The organism is Bacillus sp. NPDC094077, from assembly GCF_050279465.1.
Classification (GTDB): Bacteria; Bacillota; Bacilli; order Bacillales; family Bacillaceae_G; genus Bacillus_A.
In genome coordinates this window covers 885,507-905,660 of the sequence record NZ_JBNNUF010000001.1, presented here as the reverse complement: position 1 = coordinate 905,660, position 20,154 = coordinate 885,507, and the positions used below count along the sequence as shown (strand labels likewise).

The 20,154-nt window shown below is 37.6% G+C and carries 17 protein-coding genes and 1 other annotated feature; of the genes, 14 read left to right on the top strand and 3 right to left on the bottom strand.

Going from position 1 to position 20,154, the window contains the following annotated elements; all coding sequences use genetic code 11:
• Positions 1-79: 79 nt before the first annotated feature.
• On the bottom strand, positions 80-1,639 hold the full coding sequence (gene spoVB, locus ACQKNR_RS04725) for a stage V sporulation protein B (RefSeq protein ID WP_427315709.1): 1,560 nt from the start codon (positions 1,637-1,639) through the stop codon (positions 80-82).
• A 185-nt stretch (positions 1,640-1,824) separates the two neighbouring features.
• Here spoVB and ACQKNR_RS04720 point away from each other — a divergent pair, with 185 nt between their 5' ends.
• The 13 genes from ACQKNR_RS04720 (at position 1,825) to ACQKNR_RS04660 (ending at position 16,973) form a co-directional block, all read left to right on the top strand.
• Positions 1,825-2,109: a post-transcriptional regulator gene (locus ACQKNR_RS04720; protein ID WP_427315707.1), complete on the top strand. Its 285-nt coding sequence runs from the start codon at positions 1,825-1,827 to the stop codon at positions 2,107-2,109.
• A 280-nt stretch (positions 2,110-2,389) separates the two neighbouring features.
• A complete protein-coding gene (gene secDF, locus ACQKNR_RS04715) occupies positions 2,390-4,654 on the top strand; it encodes a protein translocase subunit SecDF (RefSeq protein WP_427315705.1) in 2,265 nt (754 codons plus the stop codon).
• 221 nt (positions 4,655-4,875) lie between these two features.
• Positions 4,876-5,769, top strand: coding sequence for a cation diffusion facilitator family transporter (locus ACQKNR_RS04710; RefSeq protein ID WP_427315703.1), 894 nt, complete (start codon positions 4,876-4,878; stop codon positions 5,767-5,769).
• Between the two features lie 101 nt (positions 5,770-5,870).
• Positions 5,871-8,210: a single-stranded-DNA-specific exonuclease RecJ gene (gene recJ / locus ACQKNR_RS04705; protein WP_427315701.1), complete on the top strand. Its 2,340-nt coding sequence runs from the start codon at positions 5,871-5,873 to the stop codon at positions 8,208-8,210.
• A gap of 47 nt (positions 8,211-8,257) precedes the next feature.
• Positions 8,258-8,770: an adenine phosphoribosyltransferase gene (locus ACQKNR_RS04700; RefSeq protein ID WP_000346214.1), complete on the top strand. Its 513-nt coding sequence runs from the start codon at positions 8,258-8,260 to the stop codon at positions 8,768-8,770.
• Between the two features lie 210 nt (positions 8,771-8,980).
• On the top strand, positions 8,981-11,164 hold the full coding sequence (gene relA, locus ACQKNR_RS04695; protein ID WP_071718556.1) for a GTP diphosphokinase: 2,184 nt from the start codon (positions 8,981-8,983) through the stop codon (positions 11,162-11,164).
• 16 nt (positions 11,165-11,180) lie between these two features.
• Positions 11,181-11,621, top strand: coding sequence for a D-tyrosyl-tRNA(Tyr) deacylase (locus ACQKNR_RS04690; protein ID WP_001266956.1), 441 nt, complete (start codon positions 11,181-11,183; stop codon positions 11,619-11,621).
• A 115-nt stretch (positions 11,622-11,736) separates the two neighbouring features.
• Positions 11,737-12,069: a YrdB family protein gene (locus ACQKNR_RS04685; protein ID WP_427315699.1), complete on the top strand. Its 333-nt coding sequence runs from the start codon at positions 11,737-11,739 to the stop codon at positions 12,067-12,069.
• Between the two features lie 77 nt (positions 12,070-12,146).
• The gene (locus ACQKNR_RS04680) at positions 12,147-12,338 is read left to right on the top strand and encodes a damage-inducible protein DinB (protein WP_427315697.1); all 192 of its coding nucleotides are present in this window, start codon (positions 12,147-12,149) and stop codon (positions 12,336-12,338) included.
• Positions 12,339-12,423: 85 nt separating this feature from the next.
• Complete coding sequence (locus tag ACQKNR_RS04675; RefSeq protein WP_001242605.1) at positions 12,424-12,600, top strand: hypothetical protein; 177 nt, start codon at positions 12,424-12,426, stop codon at positions 12,598-12,600.
• A gap of 54 nt (positions 12,601-12,654) precedes the next feature.
• Positions 12,655-12,885, top strand: a binding site (T-box leader).
• A gap of 69 nt (positions 12,886-12,954) precedes the next feature.
• Positions 12,955-14,226 (top strand): histidine--tRNA ligase, encoded by a 1,272-nt coding sequence (gene hisS, locus ACQKNR_RS04670; RefSeq protein WP_427315695.1) that lies wholly within the window; start codon positions 12,955-12,957, stop codon positions 14,224-14,226.
• 12 nt (positions 14,227-14,238) lie between these two features.
• Entirely contained in the window at positions 14,239-16,014 is a 1,776-nt protein-coding gene (gene aspS / locus ACQKNR_RS04665; protein ID WP_427315693.1) for an aspartate--tRNA ligase, read from the top strand.
• A 191-nt stretch (positions 16,015-16,205) separates the two neighbouring features.
• Positions 16,206-16,973, top strand: coding sequence for a tRNA threonylcarbamoyladenosine dehydratase (locus ACQKNR_RS04660; protein ID WP_427315691.1), 768 nt, complete (start codon positions 16,206-16,208; stop codon positions 16,971-16,973).
• A gap of 323 nt (positions 16,974-17,296) precedes the next feature.
• Here the strand turns inward: ACQKNR_RS04660 and ACQKNR_RS04655 are convergent, their stop codons facing one another.
• Together ACQKNR_RS04655 and ACQKNR_RS04650 are read right to left on the bottom strand one after the other, a co-directional pair.
• Positions 17,297-17,938 carry an RsfA family transcriptional regulator gene (locus tag ACQKNR_RS04655; RefSeq protein WP_427315689.1) on the bottom strand — a complete coding sequence of 214 codons (642 nt, stop codon included), beginning with the start codon at positions 17,936-17,938 and terminating at the stop codon, positions 17,297-17,299.
• 43 nt (positions 17,939-17,981) lie between these two features.
• The gene (locus tag ACQKNR_RS04650) at positions 17,982-19,262 is read right to left on the bottom strand and encodes a replication-associated recombination protein A (protein ID WP_427315688.1); all 1,281 of its coding nucleotides are present in this window, start codon (positions 19,260-19,262) and stop codon (positions 17,982-17,984) included.
• Between the two features lie 445 nt (positions 19,263-19,707).
• Between ACQKNR_RS04650 and cymR the strand changes: the two genes are divergently transcribed.
• Positions 19,708-20,124, top strand: coding sequence for a cysteine metabolism transcriptional regulator CymR (cymR, locus tag ACQKNR_RS04645; RefSeq protein ID WP_000704116.1), 417 nt, complete (start codon positions 19,708-19,710; stop codon positions 20,122-20,124).
• Positions 20,125-20,154: the final 30 nt, after the last annotated feature.

The window sequence follows — 20,154 nt, the reverse complement described above, 5'->3', positions numbered from 1 at the left end:
TTACCATTTGGAAGGGGAAGCACGATTGGTGTGAGCTAATAATCAGTGGGAGAACAGCCCCACTGATTAAAGTTTCGCTTTACTTCAAAAATGAAAGTTTACGAATGATAGGAAGACGACTTAATTCTTCTTTTCGAATCAGTTTGAAGGTGAAGAGGAGAACAATATAAACGATTGTTGTTAAAGTGATTTCCCATATTGTTTGTATGCTAAGTGAATGAGAGAAAATAATGTACTTATGAAGGTAAAAACCGAAGGCACCTGCAATACCGATGGCAAGTCCGCCGAAAATATAATCTTTTGCGTAAATGGTAAAGGTAATCTTTTTTAAAACGGTAGCGTAGTGAAGGAATGTTACTGTTACGATATTTGCTGCGATAGCGAGGGCAACCCCCATCATTTGAAATTCTGGCCTTGAAGCTAGTACAAAAATAACGATTAATTTTACGATGGCGCCAATAAATGTATTCATCATTGCAGCTCGTGCTAAGTTTAAAGCTTGCAAAACAGAAGTAAGTGGACTTTGAAAATAATGAAATAAAAAACACGGTGCAAGAAGTTGAATGAATGCTGTTGCACTATCTGATCCGTACATAAGAGTCAAAACAGGAGAAGCGAATACGTATAATATAACGACGGACCATCCACCAGTAATTAATGAAATTCGAAGTGCTTGTTGTAAACGGTGCTCCACTAATTTATGTTGCCTTTTTGCCATTGCTTCACTAATAGAAGGTACGAGCGCTGTAGAAAGAGCATATGTAATAAAGGCGGGTAGTGATAGAAGTGGGAATGCATAACCGTTTAATATACCGTATTGTTGGGTTGCAACAGAAGCAGCGACTCCGGCGATTGCTAAGCTTTGCATAACGACGATAGGTTCAAAAAAATAAGAAATGGAACCGATCAAACGGCTTCCTGTAGTTGGAAGGGCAATATCCATAAGAGAATAAAATGTGCCTTTGCTTTCCTTTACAGTAGTGAAAAATCCAGAGCGTATAGATAAATGTTTTTCACGCTGGAATAAAGTGAGTAAAAATAATAAGGATGCAACTTCACCGAGAACGGCTGATAACATAGCACCGGCTGCAGCATATTCTACGCCGTAAGGTAAAAATAAACGAATACATACAGCGATAATTGTAATGCGGACAACTTGTTCTAGAACTTGAGCATAAGCACTAGGTTTCATATTTTGTTTCCCTTGGAAATAACCGCGTAAAACAGAAGAGACAGCAATAACAGGAACGACAGGTAAGATGGCTATTAATGGATAGTACGTTCTTTCGTCGGTTAATAATGTTTTTGCTAAAATAGGTGTGAGGAGCATAATTCCAACTGTTAAAATGATACTAATAACGGATGTAACAGCTAGTGATACTGTTAATATTTTTTTAATTTTTTGTTTATCGTTCACTGCTTCCGCTTCTGCTACAAATTTTGCGATTGCGACAGGAAGACCGATTTGTGTTAATGTAATTGCTAAAATGAATGTAGGAACGGCCATCATATAAAGGCCAACGCCTTCTTCCCCTAAAATACGTGCCATTACAATACGGTTAATAAATCCAAGGATTTTGGTAATAAATCCGGCTATCATTAAAATAAATGCGCCTTTTAAAAAGCTTTGTCTTGTCATGGTCTTCTCCTACCTTCTCAAAATCAGTGGAATGATTTACAATAATTTATATGCACGTACGAGACAAGAATGACAAGCATTTAAGAGAGTGAAGTATGATAGTGCTCTTGAAAGTAGTTATTGCTGTCCATTAGAGCGGGATTAAAAGCGACTTTTCGTGCTGAAATTATAAGGAGATGTTACGTATGTTAGAAAAAGAAGATTTGGTAGAATCATACCGCGGACAGTTACAAGTCGTTTTAGAAAGTAAAGTAGAAGAGTTTCAAATGTTCGGCTATGACCGAGTGACAGATGATGACATTTGGAAGTTTCTTAAAGTGAAAAAGTGGAAAAAAATAGACAGCGATGTTAGATTGTATGAATTAGTAAATGATGTATTAAGAGTAACAGCTAATGAATATATGACATATTTAACTGTTGAAGCGTATCAAGCACCACTTTGGTCATTTGATGAGTATGAAAATAAATAACCGACTGCAATTGGTTTGTTCTTCCTTTTGCAGTATAATGATATGTATTGATAAAGAGGAAATAATTACGTCTAAGATTATATATAAAGGAGGTAGTGCAGAGAAAAATAAATAATGAAAGTGTAGGTATTACGTAGGTCTTACCGACACAGCTAGTGATGAACTAGCAAGAAACACATGTATTTTAAGAAAGGAAGTCTACTAACTAGACGTGTGCACACGTCTAGAAGTGAATCGTAAGAGATTTATTGAAAGTGTTAGTAGCAGAAAGAGGGTACATATGGCAAAGCGTGGTACAAGAATTGCCGCCTTTTTCCTCATCGTTTTATTAATTGGTGGAGTAATTGGTGCGGCAGGAAAAGACATAGCAAAAGGAATTAGTCTAGGACTAGACCTTCGCGGTGGTTTTGAAATTCTGTATGAAGTAAAACCAGCCAAAAAAGGTGATAAAATCGATCGTGATGCACTTGTAAGTACAGTAGGTGCTCTTGAAAATCGTGTTAATGTTCTCGGTGTAAGTGAGCCGAACATTCAAATCGAAGGGGAAGATCGAATTCGTGTACAGCTTGCTGGTGTACAAGATCAGCAAAAAGCACGTGAAATGTTATCAACACAAGCGAAATTAACATTCCGTGATGTGAATGACAATCTTCTTATGGATGGAACGGATTTAAAAGGCGGTGGAGCGAAGCAAACATTTGATGATAAAGGTCGTCCAAGTGTTGGACTTACGTTAAAAAGCGCTGAAAAATTCCGTGAAGTAACTGAAAAGATTTCAAAAATGCCACCACCAACGAATTTAATGGTAATCTGGCTTGATTTTGAAGAAGGAAAAGACTCGTATAAAGCAGAATCTGCAAAACCGAATCCGAAGTTTTTATCAGCAGCAACAGTAGAACAAGTATTTAATCAAGCTGAAGTATCTATCGTAGGTGGAAACTTCACAGTTGAAAGTGCGAAAGAACTGTCATCTTTATTAAATGCAGGTGCACTTCCTGTTGATTTGAAAGAAATGTATTCAACATCTGTTGGAGCAAAATTTGGTCAACAAGCATTAGAGCAAACGATTTTCGCTAGTGCGATCGGTATTGCTATTATCTTCTTATTCATGCTTGTATTCTACCGTTTACCAGGACTTGTAGCGGTTATTATGTTAGGGTTATACATTTTCGTTACATTACTTGTCTTTAACTGGATGCATGCAGTTCTTACGTTACCAGGTATTGCGGCATTAGTGCTCGGGGTAGGTATCGCAGTTGATGCGAATATCATTACGTACGAGAGGCTAAAGGAAGAGCTGAAAATTGGTAAGTCAATGATGTCAGCATTTCGTGCTGGTAACCATCGTTCATTAGCAACAATTTTAGATGCGAATATTACAACTCTTGCAGCAGCTGGTGTATTATTTGTTTACGGTAATAGCTCTGTAAAAGGTTTCGCAACAAGTTTAATCGTAAGTATTTTAGTCGGTTTCATTACGAACGTATTCGGTACTCGTTTCTTACTAGGTTTACTTGTAAAGAGCCGTTACTTCGATAAAAAACCAGGATATTTTGGTGTGAAACAAAAGGATATTATTCCATTAACAAAAGGTGTAGTACATCCACCAACGAAATTTGATCGTATTAACTTCGTAAATATCGGTCATAAATTCCTTATCTTCTCGATTGTTGTTGTAATTGCAGGTGCAATTATCCTACCAATTTTCAAAATGAATCTTGGTATTGACTTTGCAAGTGGTACACGTATTGACTTGCAATCAAAACAAGCACTTACTGTGTCTGACGTTCATAAAGATTTCAACGAACTGAAGATTGATGTGAAGGAAGAAAATATTGTACCGACTGGAGATGGCAATAAAGGATTCGCCGTTCGTACTTTAGGTGTTCTATCAAAAGATGAAATTGCGAAAACAAAAACATTCTTCCACGATAAATATGGTACAGAGCCAAACGTAAGTACAGTTTCACCGACAATCGGTAAAGAAATTGCGCGAAATGCATTTATCGCAGTATTAATTGCTTCTGCGGTTATCATTTTATACGTAAGTATTCGATTCCGATTTACGTATGCGTTATCTGCAGTGCTTGCATTACTACATGACGCATTCGTTATGATTGTTATGTTTAGTATTTTCCAATTAGAGGTAGACTTAACGTTTATCGCTGCAGTATTAACAATCATTGGTTATTCTATTAATGACTCAATTGTTACATTTGATAGAAACCGTGAGCTATACAAACAGAAAAAGCGAGTTCGCGACATAAAAGACCTAGAAGAAATCGTAAATGCAAGTATTCGCCAAACGCTTGGGCGTTCGATTAACACCGTATTAACAGTGTTATTCCCAGTAATTGCGCTACTTATCTTCGGTAGTGAGTCGCTACGTAACTTCTCGTTTGCGTTACTTGTTGGATTAATTGTAGGTACGTACTCTTCTGTTTTCGTTGCTTCTCAAATTTGGTTACTACTTGAAAACCGTCGTTTGAAAAAGGGTAAAGGAAAGAAGAAGGTTGAGAAAGAAGTATCTGAACCGCAAGTATAAAAAAGGTGATGCCTCATAATGAGGCATCTCTTTTTTCGTTTGTGGATACAATAAGATAGCGACTTTTGAAAGGGGAAATGGGAGTAAGTGGTAATGTCATCGCTGTTTTTGTTACAATAAAGTTAAATTGTAATCCGTGGGGGTTTTGTTCATCCCCCACGGATTACTAGCCACACCAATCGGGATAACAAGAGAGGTTAAGAAAAGAAGGGATTTTAATTATGGAAAAAGATGAACGTTTTAAACAGGCCGAGTTTGGTGCTATTGTCGGCATCGTTGGTAATATTATATTAGCGATTATAAAAGCGGTAATTGGTTATATTGGAAACAGTAAAGCGCTATTAGCGGATGCCGTACATTCTGGATCAGATGTAATTGGTTCGCTAGCTGTACTTTTTGGATTGCGAGCAGCCAAGCAGCCGCCTGATGAAGATCATCCATATGGTCATGGTAAAGCGGAATCGATTTCAGCGATTATTGTTGCGGTATTATTATTCATTGTTGGATTGGAAATCGCGATTTCGTCTATAAAAGCTTTTTCGCAAGAACTAGAGCCGCCGAAGGGAATTACGATTTTTGCTGTTGTTCTTTCGATTATAGTAAAAGAAGGGATGTTTCAATATAAATATCGATTAGGGAAGAGGGTAAATAGTGATGCAATTATTGCAAATGCATATGAACATCGTTCGGATGTGTTTTCTTCAATTGCAGCTTTAATCGGTATTTGTGCAGCTATTATCGGAGGGAAGTTCGGTATAGATTGGCTTGTGTATGCCGATCCGATTGCAGGACTATTTGTTTCGCTTCTTGTTGCAAAGATGGCATGGAGTATTGGAGCGGAAGCAATTCATGCAACGCTTGATCACGTTCTTCATGAGGAGGATGTTATTCCGCTTAGAGAAGCAGTCCTTCAAGTAAATGGTGTGAAAAAAATTGGTTCTTTATATGCAAGGGAACATGGGCATTATGTCATTGTCGATATTAAAGTGTCTGTAGATCCGTACATTACTGTAGAAGAAGGGCACCGCATTGGAAAGCATGTGAAAGAAACGCTTATGAAACAAGATAACGTACAAAATGTTTTTGTACATATAAATCCGTATTCCCCAAATTAAACGTCATCAACATTTTAGTATGCAGATATTGCATCGTAGTTTGCATTATATTGTCACCCCTTAATCTGTCTTGTATAATGAACAGGTTAAGGGGTGATTTCGTGTTACAACCGAAGACGCGTTGGAAAGAAAAAGAATATAATGAAGAGCGAGTGAGTGAATTAGCAAGTAAATTGCAATTGTCACCTCTTGTTGTCTCTTTATTCCTCGGTAGAGGACTAGATACAGAAGATAAGATTTTAGATTTTTTAAATACAGAAAATCAAGAATTTCATGATCCATTTTTATTAGAAGGAATGGACAGAACAGTAGAACGTGTAAATAAGGCGATTCAAAATGGAGAACAAATATTAATATTTGGTGATTATGATGCGGACGGAGTAAGTAGTACAACGGTATTATATCTTGCTCTGCAAGAGTTAGGTGCAGATGTAGAGTTTTATATTCCGAACCGCTTTACAGAAGGCTATGGACCAAACGAAGAAGCGTTTCGTTGGGCGCATAGTGCGGGGTTCTCATTAATCATTACTGTTGATACTGGTATCGCAGCGGTATATGAAGCGAAGGTAGCGAAGGAGCTTGGAATAGATCTTATTATTACAGATCACCATGAGCCACCGCCGGAATTACCAGAGGCGCTTGCGATTATTCATCCGAAACTAGATGGTGGTGTGTATCCGTTTCACTATTTAGCTGGTGTAGGTGTTGCGTTTAAAGTTGCGCATGCACTATTAGGTCGTGTACCAGAACATTTATTAGAAATTGCAGTAATCGGTACAGTAGCTGATTTAGTATCACTTCATGGTGAAAATAGATTGCTAGTGAAGCGCGGCTTAAAACATATGCGCATGACGAAAAATATCGGTTTAAAGGCGCTATTTAAAGTTGCTAACGTTTCGCAAAGTGAAATTACAGAAGAAAGTATTGGCTTCTCAATCGCGCCGCGTATTAATGCGGTTGGACGTTTAGAAGATGCAGCACCGGCTGTACATCTTTTATTATCAGATGATCCAGAGGAAGCAAAAGAGTTAGCTGAAGAAATTGATGAGCTAAACAAACTGCGAAAAGATATTGTAAAGCAAATTACAGAAGAAGCTATCGCTGAAGTTGAAAATAATTTTCCGCCAGAAGAGAATAAAGTGTTAGTGCTTGCAAAAGAAGGCTGGAATCCAGGTGTAATTGGAATTGTCGCTTCTAAATTAGTTGAACGCTATTATCGTCCAACGATTGTATTAAGCATTGATCCAATAAAAGAAACAGCAAAGGGTTCAGCGCGTAGTATTGCAGGGTTTGATTTGTTCGCAAACTTGTCAGATTGTAGAGAGTTATTACCACACTTCGGGGGGCATCCGATGGCAGCGGGAATGACGCTACATATGAATGATGTAGATGAATTACGCCGCCGCTTAAATGAGCAAGCGGATGCAATTTTAACAGAAGAAGATTTTATCCCAATTACAGCAGTCGATGCTTTTTGTAAAGTAGAGGATGTAACACTTGCAGCAATTGAAGATATGCAAAAGTTAGCACCATTTGGTGTTGGAAATCCGAAACCACGTATTGCAGTGAAAGATGCTGAGTTAGAAAGTATCCGTGCAATCGGATCAGATGGGTCCCATTTGAAGATGGCTCTTCGTGATGGACAAGCAACACTGGATACAATTGGATTTGGATTTGGTGCGTATGCAAAAGAAATTTCTCCAGTTGCAAAGGTATCTGTAATAGGAGAAGCATCCATTAATGAATGGAATAATTTTAAGAAGCCACAATTAATGGTACAAGATATTGCTGTAGAGGCATGGCAACTATTTGATTGGCGTAGTATGCGTAATGCAGAAGCAAATTTAGCAGAACTTCCGAAAGAAAAAATAACAATGGTGTATTTTTCTGAAGAGGTGTTGAATAAGTTTTCTTTAGAAGACTATAAAGAACATCTCGTGCATGCATCAGAGGTAACTCATTTAGATGATCAATACATCGTGTTGCTTGATTTGCCGAAAGGAACAGATGAATTACGTGACCTATTTAAAGTGGGATTCCCATCGCGAATTTATACGCTATTTTATCAAGAGAATAATCATTTATTTAGTACAGTTCCAACGAGAGAACACTTTAAGTGGTACTATTCGTTCTTGAACCAAAAATCCCCATTTTCTTTAAGGCAATATGGGGAACAGCTATGTCGTCATAAAGGCTGGTCAAAAGATACAGTAAATTTCATGACACAGGTGTTTTTTGAGTTAGAATTTGTTACAATAAAAGATGGTGTCATTTTTATGGCAGACAAAAAACAAAAGCGTGATTTAATTGAATCGAACACATATCGTGAGAAAATGAACCATTTACAATTAGAAAAAGAATTGGTTTATAGCACATATCAGCAACTATATACATGGTTTGAAACGATTCGTAATCATAAAGAAGTAGAACAGTTAGGGTAAAGGATTTGTATTTACAAACCTTTTATATCTGAGGAGGATTCAGAAATATGGATTTCAAGCAACATATCGCAATTGTACCGGATTATCCAAAAGAAGGTATTGTGTTTAAAGACATTACACCTTTAATGAACGACGGAAAAGCATATAAAGCAGCAACAGATGCAATCGTTGAGTATGCAAAAGAAAGAGATATTGACCTTGTAGTAGGACCAGAAGCACGTGGATTTATTATCGGTTGCCCAGTTTCTTATGCATTAGAAGTAGGGTTTGCGCCAGTTCGTAAATTAGGGAAATTACCACGTGAAGTAATTACAGTTGACTACGGTAAAGAGTATGGTAAAGATGTTTTAACAATCCATAAAGATGCAATTAAACCAGGTCAACGCGTATTAATTACAGATGATCTATTAGCTACAGGCGGAACAATTGAAGCGACAATTAAGCTAGTTGAAGAACTTGGCGGAGTTGTAGCAGGGATTGCATTCTTAGTAGAGCTTACTTACTTAGATGGTCGTAAAATGTTAGATGGTTACGATGTATTAGTATTAGAAAAATACTAATCACTATATAGGTAAAACTACGGTGATAAAAAGTACCCGTGAATCTCTTGGAGAGGAGCGGGTACTTTTGTATAATTGAACAAAAAAATAAGGTGAAATGTCAGTAAAATCTTTTCCTTTTCACAATTCACAATCATTGGGTTATAATGATAGAATATAATTTATTCTATTTAATAAAGATAAAGTCAATTTTCAATAAAAGGTGATTCGATGGCAAATGAGCAAGTACTAACAGCTGAACAGGTACTCGAGAAAGCAAGTCAATATTTAGCGGATGAAGATATTGAGCTAGTGGCACGTGCCTATGAATATGCACGCGATGCACATAGCGAACAATATAGGAAATCGGGTGAACCATATATTATTCACCCAATTCAAGTTGCAGGTATTTTAGTTGATTTACACATGGATCCATCTACAGTATCGGCAGGTTTCTTGCATGATGTAGTGGAAGATACAGAAATTACACTAGAAGATATTGAACGGGAATTTAATAAAGAAATAGCTATGCTTGTCGATGGCGTTACAAAGCTCGGAAAGATTAAATATAAATCTCATGAGCAGCAACAAGCAGAAAACCATCGCAAAATGTTTATCGCAATGGCTCAAGATATTCGAGTTATTTTAATTAAACTAGCTGATCGTCTTCATAACATGCGTACATTGAAACATTTGCCTCAAGAGAAGCAGCGTCGCATTGCGAATGAAACGTTAGAAATCTTTGCACCTTTAGCACATAGACTCGGAATTAGTACTATTAAATGGGAGCTAGAGGATACGTCACTTCGCTATTTAAATCCGCAACAATATTATCGTATTGTAAATTTAATGAAGCGTAAACGTGCAGAGCGTGAAGAATATTTAGATGAAGTAATGACTGGTATTCGTGAGAAATTAAAAGAAGTTGCAATTCAACCTGAGATTTCTGGAAGACCAAAGCATATTTACAGTATTTATCGTAAAATGGCACTGCAAAACAAACAGTTCAATGAAATTTATGATTTATTAGCTGTACGCGTCGTTGTAAACAGTATTAAAGATTGCTATGCGGTGCTTGGAATTATTCATACGTGCTGGAAGCCGATGCCAGGTCGTTTCAAAGATTATATTGCAATGCCGAAAGCAAATCTATATCAATCTCTTCATACGACTGTAATTGGACCGAAAGGCGATCCACTTGAAGTGCAAATTCGTACGAAAGAAATGCACGAAATTGCAGAATTTGGGATCGCGGCACACTGGGCGTATAAAGAAGGAAAGACAGCAGAAACAACGGGTACACTAGAGAAGAAACTAACTTGGTTCCGTCAAATATTAGAATGGCAAAATGAAGCTTCTAATGCTGAAGAATTTATGGAGTCATTAAAAATTGATTTATTCTCTGACATGGTATTCGTCTTTACACCGAAAGGCGATGTAATGGAATTACCTCTTGGATCTGTTCCGATTGATTTTGCATATCGTGTCCATTCGGAAATTGGAAACAAAACAATTGGTGCAAAAGTAAATGGGAAAATGGTGACACTTGATTATAAATTAAAAACGGGTGACATCATTGAAATTTTAACATCGAAACATTCGTATGGCCCAAGTCAAGATTGGGTGAAACTTGCTCAAACATCTCATGCGAAAAATAAAATACGTCAATTCTTTAAGAAACAACGTAGAGACGAAAATATTGAAAAAGGCCGTGAACTTGTTGAAAAAGAAGTACGTGGTCTAGAGTATGAGATGAAAGAAGTATTAGCTCCTGACAATTTAAAACGTGTTGCTGAGAAATTTAACTTTGCAAATGAAGAGGATATGTTTGCGGCAGTTGGATATAATGGCATCACTGCATCACAAATTGTTACGCGACTAACGGACAAGTTCCGCAAACAACGTGAAGAAGAAGAAATCGTCGAAGTTAAAGAAGTTCGTAAACCGATGAAAATTCGAAAATGGGATTCTGGCGTTAAAGTAAGTGGTGCGGATAATTTATTAATTCGTTTATCAAAATGCTGTAACCCAGTTCCGGGCGATGATATCGTTGGGTATATTACGAAAGGCCGAGGTGTATCGATTCACCGTCGTGATTGTGTAAATGTTCATACAGAAGAAGCTGTAGAACGTTTATTAGAAGTAGAGTGGGAAGGTAGTCCTGAAAAAGAAATTGAGTATAACGTTGATATTGAAATTTCAGGTTACGATCGCCGTGGTTTATTAAATGAAGTGCTGCAAGCTGTTACAGAGACGAAAACGTACATTTCAGCTGTTTCTGGTAGAAGTGACCGTAATAAGATGGCGACAATTAATATGTCAATCTCGATTCGTAACTTACAACATTTGAAAAAAGTAGTAGAACGCATTAAACGTGTTCCGGAAATTTATGCAGTACGACGCATGATGCATTAATAGGGAGTGTAGAAAGATGAGAGTTGTTTTACAACGATCAAAGGAAGCGTCTGTCACAGTAGATGGTGAGATTGTAGGGCAAATTCCATTCGGTCTAACATTGCTAGTTGGCATTACGCATGAAGATACAGAAAAAGATGCAACTTACATTGCAGAAAAGATTGCGAACTTACGCATTTTTGAAGATGAGAGCGGAAAGATGAACCATTCAGTACTTGATGTAGAAGGACAAGTTCTATCAATTTCGCAATTCACATTATACGGAGATTGCCGTAAAGGAAGACGTCCAAACTTTATGGATGCTGCGAAACCTGACTATGCAGAGCGCTTATACGATTTCTTTAATGAAGAAGTTCGTAAACAAGGATTGCATGTAGAAACAGGGAAGTTCGGAGCAATGATGGACGTTTCTTTGATCAATGATGGTCCGGTGACCTTAATTGTGGAAAGTAAATAGTGTTGTTGAAAAAGAGGGGATTATATAGTCCTCTCTTTTTTATACTTTGTTGTATGTTTTGTTCATTTATCATAGGATTAATTCGAAGGGGAATAAAAGGAAAAGAAGGTGTAGCATGCTTCAAGAATTCAATATAGCTTTACGTTTTATGCTAGAGTTATGTGTTCTTGGGATTGTTGGATACTGGGGATTTCGGGTAGGGACAATAACGGCTATAAAAATTACACTTGCGATTATTCTTCCGGTTGTTGTTGCCGTCGTATGGGCGCTATTTGGGGCACCGAATGCAGAGTGGGAAGTACAAGGTATATTGCATGTACTGTTAGAAATTATCGTTTTTGGAGTAGGTGTTGCAGCGTTGTATCATTTGAAGCATCCTATGCTGGCGAGTGGATTGGCTATTATTATTGTTGTGAATCGAATGCTAATGTTTGTTTGGAATCAATAGCTCGGATTATTTCTTATATAGTATAATGTAAAAAATGGTAAAAAATTGAGTGTATGTGTGATAAGGAGAGATAGTATATGAATTGGTCAATCTTTAAAGATATGAAATTTTCATTGCGATTTAGCTTAGCTATTCTTTTACATGCATTAGGAGTTACTTTCGCGGTGTTAAGTTACAGTACTTGGGTCGTATTTGTAATGGCAGCAATGGTTGTAACATTCTTTATGGTTCAAAGAGCGGATTACTTATATAAGGGTGGTATGGAATAACGTTATTTGTTTATACGTATAACTACTTCATCAATATGGAACAATAACAAGTAAAACATCCATATTGAATGTGAGGGATATACGTATGCGTATGAATGAAAAAGGGCATTCTGTTACAAATGGTGCAAATCAATTGTTTAACGTGAATTTTCATGATTTTATTTCAAAAGAACAAAACAATACATCAATGGAACTTGCTTCTGAGTTTGGGATTTCACTTCAAGATGTAAAGCGTCTAAAGAAGCAAATTGAACGCTCCTAGACCACTTGACAATCCTACTCAACAAACGTATAGTAATTTTATATTTACATATGAATATAACCGTTGAAAGAGAAGAGTAAATGAGACACACATGGAAAGAGAAGAAATGTCTTAGGCTGAAAACATTTCTACATGATGACTGATTGAATGACACTCTAGAGGTTTCAACTTGAACGGCATATATGCTTAGTAGAGATGAACGCACATTTAAGCGTTATTAAAAAAGTGGAAGCATACGTGCTTCAATTAGGGTGGCACCACGGGTATAATACTCTCGTCCCTACTGTTTAAACAGTAGAGGCGGGAGTTTTTTTATTTTTATTAAGATTAAAACAATTTGAGGAGGAACTGAATATGTCTATTCAAATCCCACGCGGAACGCAAGATATCCTTCCGGGTAGCGTTGAGCTATGGCAGTATATCGAAGGGCAAGCACGCGAAATTTGCCGTCGTTACAATTATAAAGAAATTCGTACACCAATTTTTGAACACACTGAGCTATTTTTACGTGGCGTTGGTGATACGACAGATATCGTACAAAAAGAAATGTACTCATTCCAAGATCGTGGAGAACGTAGTTTAACACTACGTCCAGAAGGTACTGCACCTGTTGTACGTTCTTACGTTGAAAACAAAATGTTCGGTGATGCAACACAACCAACGAAATTATACTATATCGGTCAAATGTTCCGTTACGAAAGACCACAGGCAGGTCGTTATCGTCAATTCGTACAATTCGGTATTGAAGCAATCGGTAGTAACGATCCTGCAATTGATGCAGAAGTAATTGCACTCGCTGTTGAGTTTTACCGCGGCATGGGCTTAAAAAATATTAAAGTTGTATTAAACAGCTTAGGTGATGCAGCGAGCCGTCAAGCACACCGCGACGCATTAATCGCGCACTTTGAGCCACGTATCGGCGAGTTCTGCTCTGACTGTCAATCTCGTTTAGAAAAGAACCCTCTTCGTATTTTAGACTGTAAGAAGGACCGTAACCATGAATTAATGGGTACAGCACCATCTATTACAGAATACTTAAATGAAGAGTCAGCAGTATACTACGACAAAGTTCAAGAACTATTAACGATGATGGATGTTCCATTTGAAAAAGATCCGAACTTAGTGCGTGGTTTAGACTACTATCAACATACTGTTTTTGAAATTATGAGTGAGGCAGAAGGTTTCGGTGCTATCACGACATTAAGCGGTGGTGGTCGTTATAACGGACTTGTACAAGAAATCGGTGGACCAGAAATGCCAGGTATCGGTTTTGCGATGAGTATTGAACGTTTAATTATGGCGCTAAAGGCTGAAAACATTGAATTACCAATTGAACATAGTATTGATTGTTATGTTGTAGCGCTTGGTGAAAAAGCGAAAGATCATGCTGCAAAAGTTGCGTTTGATCTTCGTAAAGCTGGATTGTCAGTTGAAAAAGATTATTTAGATCGCAAAATGAAAGCACAATTTAAATCAGCAGATCGTCTAAAGGCGAAATTTGTAGCTGTATTAGGGGAAGATGAGCTAGATAAAGGCATCATTAACTTAAAAGATATGGCAACAGGCGAACAAGAAGAAGTAGCATTAGATGTATTTGCTTCATATGTAGCAGAGAAATTAATATAGGGGGAACTTACATTGGCTGAAAGAACACATGCATGTGGAAAAGTAACAGTAGAAGCGGTTGGACAAACAGTTCAATTAAAAGGTTGGGTACAAAAACGCCGTGACTTAGGTGGATTAATTTTTATTGACCTACGTGACCGTACAGGTATCGTACAAGTAGTATTTAACCCAGAAACATCGAAAGAAGCGTTAGAAGTAGCAGAAACAATTCGTAGTGAGTACGTATTACATGTAGAAGGTACAGTTGTTGCACGTGGCGAAGGCGCAATTAATGACAATATGGCAACTGGTCGTATTGAAGTACAAGCAACGAAAGTAAACGTATTAAACGCAGCGAAAACAACGCCAATCATTATTGCTGATGACACAGATGCATCAGAAGATGTACGCTTAAAATATCGCTACTTAGACTTACGTCGTCCTGTAATGTTCAACACATTCAAAATGCGTCACGACGTAACAAAAACAATTCGTAACTTCTTAGACTCAGAAGAGTTTTTAGAAGTTGAAACACCAATTTTAACGAAGAGCACACCAGAAGGAGCTCGTGACTATTTAGTACCAAGCCGTGTACATGACGGTGAATTCTATGCATTACCACAGTCACCACAATTATTTAAACAGCTTCTTATGGTCGGTGGATTTGAGCGTTACTATCAAGTAGCACGTTGTTTCCGTGACGAAGATTTACGTGCGGATCGTCAACCAGAATTCACACAAATCGATATCGAAGCTTCATTCTTAACGCAAGAAGAAATTTTAGATATGATGGAGCGCATGATGACGAAAGTTATGAAGGATGCGAAAGGTGTAGAAATTAACGCACCATTCCCTCGTATGACTTACGCTGATGCAATGGCTCGCTACGGTTCTGATAAGCCAGATACACGCTTTGAAATGGAATTAACAGACCTATCTGAATTTGCAGCAGGTTGTGGATTTAAAGTATTTACAAGTGCGGTAGAAAGCGGCGGACAAGTAAAAGCAATTAATGCAAAAGGTGCTGCGAGCAAATACTCTCGTAAAGACATCGATGCATTAACTGAATTCGTAAAAGTATACGGTGCAAAGGGTCTAGCTTGGCTTAAAGTTGAAGAAGACGGTTTAAAAGGACCGATTGCGAAATTCTTCGGTGAAGAAGATGCAAACGTGTTAATGACTACATTAGAAGCTACTGCTGGCGACTTATTACTATTCGTAGCAGATAAGAAGAGCGTTGTTGCAGATAGCTTAGGTGCACTTCGTTTACGTCTAGGTAAAGAACTTGAGTTAATTGACGAAAGTAAATTTAACTTCCTATGGGTAACTGATTGGCCACTTCTTGAGTACGATGAAGATGCAGATCGTTACTTTGCAGCTCACCATCCATTCACAATGCCATTCCGTGAAGACGTTGAGTTTTTAGAAACAGCACCAGAAAAAGCACGTGCACAAGCATATGACCTTGTATTAAACGGTTATGAGCTTGGTGGTGGATCACTTCGTATTTACGAGCGTGACGTACAAGAAAAAATGTTCAAAGCGCTTGGATTCTCACAAGAAGAAGCACAAGAGCAATTCGGATTCTTATTAGAAGCATTCGAATACGGTACACCACCACACGGCGGAATCGCACTAGGTTTAGACCGTCTTGTTATGTTACTGGCAGGTCGTACGAACCTTCGTGATACAATTGCATTCCCGAAAACAGCAAGCGCAAGCTGCTTATTAACAGAAGCTCCAAGCCCAGTTGCAGAAGCACAGCTTGAAGAACTGAACTTGAAGTTGAACGTGAAAGAAGAGAAGTAAGAATAAAGTCTAGATGGTTATACTATAGCCGTCTAGACTTTTTTTGAGGTTGTTTAAAAAGTCCGGTTTACATTATGTTTCTTTGTTTGAAATATGTATTTTTAGGAATTCTATAACTTTTTCTATACAAATAGTCGGAAAAACGCTAGAATACATGGTAGACCATTTTTGTAATAGGAGTGTAGAGCTGAATGTTACATCAATTTTCACGTAATGAATTAGCCTTCGGTAAAGAAGGACTTGAAATATTAAAAAATAGTACAGTTGGTATTTTAGGGATTGGCGGCGTAGGTTCTTTTGCAGCTGAAGCGTTAGCGCGTTCTGGCGTAGGGCGTCTTGTATTGGTTGATAAAGATGTTGTAGATATTACAAACGTAAACCGTCAAATTCATGCTTTATTATCTACTGTTGGACGTTCAAAAGTAGAATTAATGAAAGAGCGTATTGCAGACATTAATCCAGAGTGTGAAGTAATTGGACTAGAAATGTTTTATACTGATGAAACATATGAAGAGTTCTTTAAACATGGATTAGATTTCGTAGTGGATGCATCTGATACGATTACGTTCAAAATTCATTTAATTAAACAATGTTTACGTCGTAAAATTAAAATTATCTCAAGTATGGGTGCAGCAAATAAAATGGACCCAACTCGTTTCCGTATTGCGGACATTTCTAAAACACATACAGATCCAATTGCGAAAGTAATTCGTACGAAGCTTCGTAAAGAAGGTATTAAAAAAGGTGTAAAAGTTGTCTTCTCTGACGAAAACCCAATTGTAATTCGTGAAGAAGTACGTAAAGAAATCGTACCAGACGAAAATGCAAAAATTCGTAAAGCGAAATTACCACCTTCTTCAAATGCGTTCGTACCATCTGTGGCAGGTTTAATTATGGCAAGTCACGTTGTACGTGAGCGTATTAAAAACGTAGAAGTGAAGCGTGTAGGGCAAGAATAAAGTGAAACTTTAATCAGTGGGGGCATTCCCCGCTGATTATTAGTTGAACCAATCGGGCTTTTACGGGCAGTTGAAATCCCACCTAACTTCCTTGCATTTGCCGAATTTTGTGGTGGGAGTCTTACTGTCCGCAAATAGCGGGATAAAAGGAAAGCATATATCCATTTCGGATATATGCTTTTTTATATGTATGAAAGAAATATTGATATTTCCAATACTATTAGTTCGAATGTAAGTGAAGTTAGTAAGTAATGATCGTATTTGTCTGATTTATAGGCGGATGTCTCCAAGTCAAATTTTTGACTTAGTGACATCCCTGTTTGTTAATTTTCTGCTGAATATATAATATCTAAATTTCCATTTTGATCCGTTTTGAAAATTGGAGCAATCTGCTCTTCTTGTTCTTCGACTGAAACGATTTTCCGAGCACGATCCATAATTCTAACAAGCATTGCGTAGTCCTCTTCGATTGCTTGTTGTTTTTTTGTGAGAACGGCTAATTTGGCTTCAAGTTCATTATTCGTTTTTTGTAGGGAAGTGAGCTGTGATTGTAAGACGTCATTTTCAGTTTGTAATTTTGTGAGCGAAGGGTCATTATGCTCCAAGTTTTGCAAAAATGAGATGACATTTTGCATTGTAAGATCTTGTTTATTTGGCGTAATATCTTCCGAAAACTCGGCATCGATTACGAGTTGTTTCGTTTTTGTAAACTGCTCTTTTTCTATTTTTGCTTCAGAACGTTTTAACTCTTTACGCTGTTTTTTTGCAAGTTGCACTGCGTCTTCATAATTTGGTCTTACTTCAGCGTTCCATCTAAAGCCACAAGCTGCGGAAGTACGGTTCAAAGCATCGCCAACTTCATCGAATGCTTTTATTTGTGTACTTCCGCTGCGGATATGTCGTAAAACAGTTTCTGCTAAAAGGAGATCGTCTTCTTTTGTCCATGCATCTTGACGTGTTTTCATAAGCGAAGCCTCCGTAATGGTGACGTTTTCGCTTATATTACCCTTAATTCTTCGTTTTATGCGAGCTTTGTAATCTTTCATACACAGTAGAAAGTGCTTGTTCAAATTTCCCTGTCATTTTCGGTTTATAATATTGCTTGTTTTTTATTTTATCAGGTAAGTACTGTTGTTGTACCCATCCATTTGGATGGTCGTGTGGATATAAGTATCCAATGCCTCTACCTAACGATTCAGCCCCTTTATAGTGACTATCTTTTAAATGACTTGGAATATCACCTGTTTGTCCGTTACGTAGATCGTGTAATGCGGCATCAAGTGCTTTATAAGCTGAATTTGATTTCGGTGATAGGCAAAGTTCAATAACAGCATTTGCAAGTGGTATACGTGCTTCCGGAAAACCGACTCGTTCGGCTGATTCAATTGCTGCGAGCGTACGCGGTCCAGCTTGCGGGCTAGCAAGTCCGATATCCTCATATGCCATAATGAGTAGGCGTCTACCAATGCTTTGTAAGTCACCTGCTTCAATAAGACGTGCTAAATAATGGAGTGCTGCATTCACGTCACTTCCGCGCACTGATTTTTGAAATGCTGATAATACGTCATAATGAGCATCTCCACCTTTGTCGTGAACGAAGCTCTTTTTTTGTAAGCATTCTTCTGCGATTTCTAACGTAATCTCCACGGCCTTGTCGTCAGTTGTAAAGCTAGATAAAACTGCTAGTTCAAGTGCATTGTAAGCTGAACGCATATCTCCGCCTGATGCATTTGCAAAGTGATATAATGCTTCATCCGTAACAGTTACATCATATTCCCCAAGCCCTTTTTCTTTATCTTCAAGAGCTCGTTTTAAACCAATTAAAATATCATCTTCTGTTAAAGCATGTAATTCGAAAATTTGACATCTGCTTCGAATAGCGGAATTTATCGCATGGAACGGATTGCTTGTCGTTGCACCAATTAAAGTAAGAAGTCCACTTTCTAAATGAGGTAATAGAAAGTCTTGCTTTGCTTTATCTAGACGGTGCACTTCATCTAAAATTAAAACGAGGTGTCGATGCATTTTCGCTTCTTGTACGACAACTTCCATATCTTTTTTATTATGCGTCACAGCGTTTAATAGGCGAAACGGGGTACCAGTACTTCCTGCAATTGCGCTAGCGATTGATGTTTTTCCTGTACCTGGAGGACCATATAAAATCATAGATTGAAAATGATTTGCTTGGACCATTCGCCATAAAATCTTTCCTTCACCAACTAAATGCTGTTGCCCGATAATTTCTTGAATATTTGTAGGGCGCATTCGATGTGCGAGTGGTTGTTTCATCTTGACCGTCTCCCTTAATGTATAATCTCATTCTATCGTATCATTTTTTTTAATGGAATTTGAAATAGGATGCTGTTTTGTGGGAAAAATGAATATGAATATTTTCATTTTTCTTTCAATTGTAATAATTTCCGAGTTTTTCAATATGATTTTATGTTATCATTTTGATACACAAGTTGAAATTTCTTATAATACTATATTATGCTATAATTTCATAGGATTTTAAATTGTGTTCTTTTATAAAGTGAAACTTTAATCAGTGGGGGTTTTGTTCATCCCCCACTGATTATTAGTTGAACCAATCGGGCGTTTACGGGCAGTTGATCTCCCACCTAACTTCGTTGCTCCAGCCTAATTTTGAGGTGGGAGTTTTACTGCCCGCAAATAGCGGGCTAAATAAGATATAACCAATAGAAGTGAAAATTTGAAAAGAGGTGCAAAATAGATGAAGATTTCAACGAAAGGCCGCTACGGCTTAACAATTATGATCGATCTTGCAAAAAAATTTGGTGAAGGTCCAATTTCATTAAAATCAATTGCGCAGGCACATGACTTATCGGAACATTACTTAGAGCAATTAATTTCACCACTTCGTAACGCTCGTCTTGTAAAGAGTACGCGAGGTGCATACGGTGGATATGTATTATCTGATCAACCAGCTAATATTACAGCTGGGGATGTAATTCGTGTACTAGAGGGTCCGATTAGTGTTGTAGAAATGATAGAAGAAGAAGAACCAGCACAACGCCAATTATGGATGCGTGTTCGTGATGCGGTGCAAGAAGTGTTAGATAGCACAACTTTAGAAGATTTAGTACGTTATGAGGAAGAAAATCACGGGGGCTATATGTTTTACATTTAATTCCTTGTGAAACGATTTGGAAAGAAGGAG